This is a genomic window from Spirulina sp. 06S082 (assembly GCF_034932145.1).
GTDB lineage: Bacteria > Cyanobacteriota > Cyanobacteriia > Cyanobacteriales > Spirulinaceae > CCY15215.
On sequence record NZ_JAYGHV010000226.1, the window covers coordinates 1 to 4,358 of the forward strand.

A 4,358-nucleotide genomic window follows, 5' to 3' on the forward strand; every position below is an offset into this window, starting at 1 on the left:
TTTTCTTAGGAAAACAGTATTGACTAAATTCGGGAAATAATTCCTCTAGATCGAGACTGCCTTCGCCATTAATTGATTCTCCTAACTTGGGACGACTGGGATGCGGAGGTGTACCGATCGCCAAATGCTTAATTTTCTTCTGACTCAAACTACGACTGATTGCCATACCTGTAATACCAGTACCGATAATAACAGGCATTGATTCCCGTGCAAAAAGTTCTTGATACATGATTCAATTCTCCTGAAAATTGTTAAGAAACCTAGTTTTCAGCCTTGGATTTAAAGCCAAGGCTGAAAGCGAAAACCCATTCAAATGGGTTAAGATGTTTTAATTCAACCAAGAATAAATTAAAAAACGCAGAAACAATAAAATAAAGATCGGTTTATAGACAATAAACTTGCCATGAATAAAGGTGTAGTTTGTCGTATAAGACCAGATCTTTGTGACGCGATCGCCGTCGATTTGATAGCGCACGGGAACATCTCCCGAAGCGATCGGTTTACCGTTTTTTGTTCCGTGCCATCTCGCTAAAACTTCGACAATGTTATCTTTCACTGTCATCTGTTCTTCCCGCAGTTCCAAACCCTGCATTTTGCGATCGGCAATAAAGTGCAGAAAACGAACCCATCGACACCACCCAATCAATGCACCCACTGACAGCAGATCGTCTCGATAGATTTCTACATCTTCGGCGATATAGTTGGCGATCGAGGACATTTCTTGTTGACGAGAAATAATGGCCAATATGGCTCTCACAATGGCTTTCTTTTCTTCCGGAGAACTGCCAACTTTTTTATTGTTTTTTTGGATGTCAATCATTACAATTTCCTCAGTTAAGCACTAAGTTTTTTGGCATTTGACGATCTCCAAATATTTCATTTAAAAGATCGGGTTTTAAGGTTTTATTCCAGCGATATAATTGAATGACAACTCGATTAAAAGCAAAGATTGTTTCAATTATTTCTTGCCAATGTTCGGGAGAAGAACCTTCACGAGTTTCGCTTCGCTCATTACGATGAAATAAAAAGAGTTTAATCAGTTCGATCGTACCGTGACGAATACATTGAAAGAAAGAATATTGCAATTCCCAACGCGTAAATCCCCAAAATTTAGCCAAATGATTAACTTCATCTTGTAGAATTTGCGCGATCGCTTTTTGCAGTTCTCCCGTGCAATGAGACATTAACCAAATGTAGCCCGCGCAAGCACTCCATTCTGTTGTAATACGGCTCATGAGATGAGCGCCAATGCGATCGAGGGAATCTCCTTGAATCAGATGATTTGAAACCGAGTGAGGTTGACTCTCAAATTTATTTTGGGTTAACTGGCAATAGAGTCTTTTGTAAAGAGGTCCATGTCGTCTTTCTTCTTTTTCCCAAACTCCTACTTCTGTAATTCGATCGTGTTCATCGTAAATTCCTCCAATAAAACGAGCAAATTGAGGATGAGCTTTCAGCGTATAATCTCGCGATTCTTTGGAGTATCCTCGAATCGGTTCTTCTATGTCTGCAAACATTCGTAACATTCGATAAAACTGCTCTGAATCCATGCCAATAATTTGCTCGGGCTGAATAGCATCGATCGCCAATCTTTGCCAGGGACGCACGTGAGGATTGGCAAACTGAGTCGGTAGATCGGCGACAGCAGCAGTTAAAATCTCGAAGGATAAAAAGCGATTGATTAAAGTATTAATTCTGGCTTGAGTTTGCCAGTAATTAGGATGGTAATAACAGTAACCGGCAATATCTTTTGCAAACATAAGTAATCTCCAATTCAGGACAGAAGATAAGTCAATTTGTTTCTGGCGAGAAATCACAGCAAAAATTGCTCTAATGATGGATTTTTCGTTTTCCATACGATTGAGTTTTCTTGTTTTTATTTGAACAAGAAAAATAACCGCTAAAGAATCCATGAACTAAAACAGTAAGATTTTTATGGTATCGCTAAAAACCATTAAATAAAAATGTACTTTACTGAATTTTAGCTTGCATTCTTTCTATAATTATTATAGTATATTATTGAATGATTGCCACAATTTTCAAAGATAATTTATGGCTCCCAAGAGATGCGATATGGTTTTCATTTGCAAACACTTTAGATAGGAACAGAGCAATTCTATGAGAGTTGGAATTTTAGATATTATCGTCTTACCTTCCACATCATTGATGGATAGGGTCTACCATGTCATGCTGAGTAAACAATTTGCCAGTATTGTTCCTCAAGTGATTTCTGTTTGGTGTCGTCAACTCGGTCACGAAACATTTTATGCAACGCATTATGGTGCGGGTGATGCCTTTCGCCTTTTACCCGATGATTTAGATGTTGTTTTCTTCGGTTGTTGTAGTTTGGCAAGTCCTCTCGCTTATGCTTTAGCAAAATTCTATCGCAGAGCAGGCACGACTACTGTTATTGGTGGACCTCATGCCGAAGCATTTCCGGTAGACTGTTTGCGTTTTTTCGATTTAGTTATTGGGGATTGCGATAAGTCTTTTATTGCCGATATTATAGATGGAAAATTTGAGCGCGGACAGTATATTTCTGCGGCTCAACCTTTTGAAGAATGTCCCACTGTTGAAGAACGAATGCCGGAAATTAAAGCTGCGGCTTTTTTTCAAAAACGCTGGTCGATTTTGCTAACAATGGTGCCGATGTTAACCAGTCGAGGCTGTCCTTACACTTGCGATTTTTGCCGGGATTGGGATAATTCTTATCGCTTGCTCTCAATGGAACGCTTGGCGGCAGATATTCGCTATGTTTCTCGGTTTTATCCGAATCTCGTTCTGGGTTTTAACGACCCTAATTTTGGCATCCAATTTGAGCGAGTTTTTCAAGTTTTGGAATCTATTCCTCCTGAATCAAGAGTGCGTTATGGGATGGAATGTTCCCTAAGTATTCTCAATGAATCGAGATTGAAACGACTCCAAGACACGAAATGTATTTTAAGTATTCATGGCATTGAATCTTGGCAAGACTACTCCACGAAAGCAGGGGTGAAAAATCAAAGCGGGATTGAAAAAGTCGATCGCGTTGTGGAACAGTTAAAACAGGTTTCTGAATACATTCCTTACATTCAAGTTGGTCTCATTTTTGGTTTGGATAGCGATCGCGGAGACGAACCGATTACATTGAGCAAGCGATTCATCGAAAAAACCCCTTTTGCTTGGCCTGTATTTAACATTCCCATGCCTTTTGGTGGAACGCCAATGTTTGACCAATATTTTGAGAACGATCGCATTCTCAAAGCGATGCCATTGGCGTTTTACTCTTTCCCTTATTTGGCGTTCACTCTTAAGAATTACGACCCAATTACCTATTTTGAAAAACTGATTGAGCTTTCTCAATGTGTTTCGTCTCCGGAAATGTTGAAAAAACGCATTCAGAGTACCCCGAATTGGCGGATCAAGATATTTCATTGGCTGCGAACTCAAGGAGAAAAAGCACATGAGAAGAAATATCACGAAATCCTAACACAACTCAAAACAGACTCGAATTTTCTTGCCTTCCATGAAGGAAAATCTGAAACATTACCTGATTTTTATCGCCATCAATTGAAGGTAATGTTAGGTCGCTACGCGGAGTTGATCTCTCCCGAGGAACTGCATCCTTGTTTGGAACAAAAAGCCCCGCGAATCGTTGGCAGTCCGGTTGGGGTGGCTTAGGTCTGAACACTAATTGCTAGTTACACGATCCCCCTAAATCCCCCTTAAAAAGGGGGACTTTCAGAACCCCTAAATCCTCCTTAAAAAGGGGGACTTTTAGAACCCCTAAATCCTCCTTAAAAAGGGGGACTTTCAGATTTATAACTAGCAAGTTGGGCTATCGAATCGACTGATAGCCTTGCAGGACACCGTTAGGAGAGAAAACCATTTGCCAGACTTGAGAGTGCCGCGCACCGAAAGAACCGCCAATGGAACAGAGGAAATACTTCCACTTGCGATAAAATTCCTCGCCGTATTTTTCTTTTAGTTTTGGCCAGTGGCGATCGAAGTTTTCCAGATAGGCCATAAAAGTTGGGTAATAATGATGACCGATATTCTGCAAATCTTCTAAAACCAGTAGTTCTTCTGTTGCTTTGCTAATTTGAGCAAGAGAGGGCAAGTAACCATTGGGGAAAATATATTTCATCGCCCAATTTTCCCCAGACATATTTGTTTTCAGACTGCCAATTGTATGCAGCAAAAATAAGCCGTCTTCTTTTAAACAACGCCTGGACATTTCCATAAAAGTGCGAAAATTCTTATAACCAACGTGTTCAAACATCCCAATAGAAGCAATGCGATCGAATTTCTGTCCCTCAAAAGTTCGATAATCCTGCAATAAGAACTTAATCGGCAATCCTTGGCACATTTCTTCCCCA

The 4,358-nt window shown here is 40.1% G+C and carries 5 protein-coding genes; 1 reads left to right on the forward strand and 4 read right to left on the reverse strand.

What is annotated here, in order from left to right; genetic code table 11:
• The 3 genes from VB714_RS14765 to VB714_RS14775 all read right to left on the reverse strand — a co-directional run.
• The coding region (locus VB714_RS14765; RefSeq protein WP_323225376.1) for a hypothetical protein at nucleotides 1–229 on the reverse strand (229 nt) is incomplete at its 3' end.
• A gap of 99 nt (nucleotides 230–328) precedes the next feature.
• Nucleotides 329–820: a hypothetical protein gene (locus VB714_RS14770; protein WP_323225377.1), complete on the reverse strand. Its 492-nt coding sequence runs from the start codon at nucleotides 818–820 to the stop codon at nucleotides 329–331.
• A gap of 10 nt (nucleotides 821–830) precedes the next feature.
• Nucleotides 831–1,760: a hypothetical protein gene (locus VB714_RS14775; RefSeq protein WP_323225378.1), complete on the reverse strand. Its 930-nt coding sequence runs from the start codon at nucleotides 1,758–1,760 to the stop codon at nucleotides 831–833.
• Nucleotides 1,761–2,118: 358 nt separating this feature from the next.
• On the opposite strand from VB714_RS14775, the gene VB714_RS14780 reads away from it, so the two are divergent.
• Nucleotides 2,119–3,660, forward strand: a complete 1,542-nt coding sequence (locus tag VB714_RS14780; RefSeq protein WP_323225379.1) for a B12-binding domain-containing radical SAM protein — start codon at nucleotides 2,119–2,121, stop codon at nucleotides 3,658–3,660.
• 157 nt (nucleotides 3,661–3,817) lie between these two features.
• On the opposite strand, the gene VB714_RS14785 is transcribed toward VB714_RS14780, so the two are convergent.
• On the reverse strand, nucleotides 3,818–4,358 hold a 541-nt coding region (locus tag VB714_RS14785; RefSeq protein WP_323225380.1), incomplete at its 5' end, for a class I SAM-dependent methyltransferase.

What these genes read in the sequence shown, in the direction of transcription:
- VB714_RS14770 (WP_323225377.1), bottom strand. Translation starts at nt 820, where the DNA reads ATGATTGACATCCAAAAAAACAATAAAAAAGTTGGCAGTTCTCCGGAA.
- VB714_RS14775 (WP_323225378.1), bottom strand. Translation starts at nt 1,760, where the DNA reads ATGTTTGCAAAAGATATTGCCGGTTACTGTTATTACCATCCTAATTAC.
- VB714_RS14780 (WP_323225379.1), top strand. Translation starts at nt 2,119, where the DNA reads ATGAGAGTTGGAATTTTAGATATTATCGTCTTACCTTCCACATCATTG.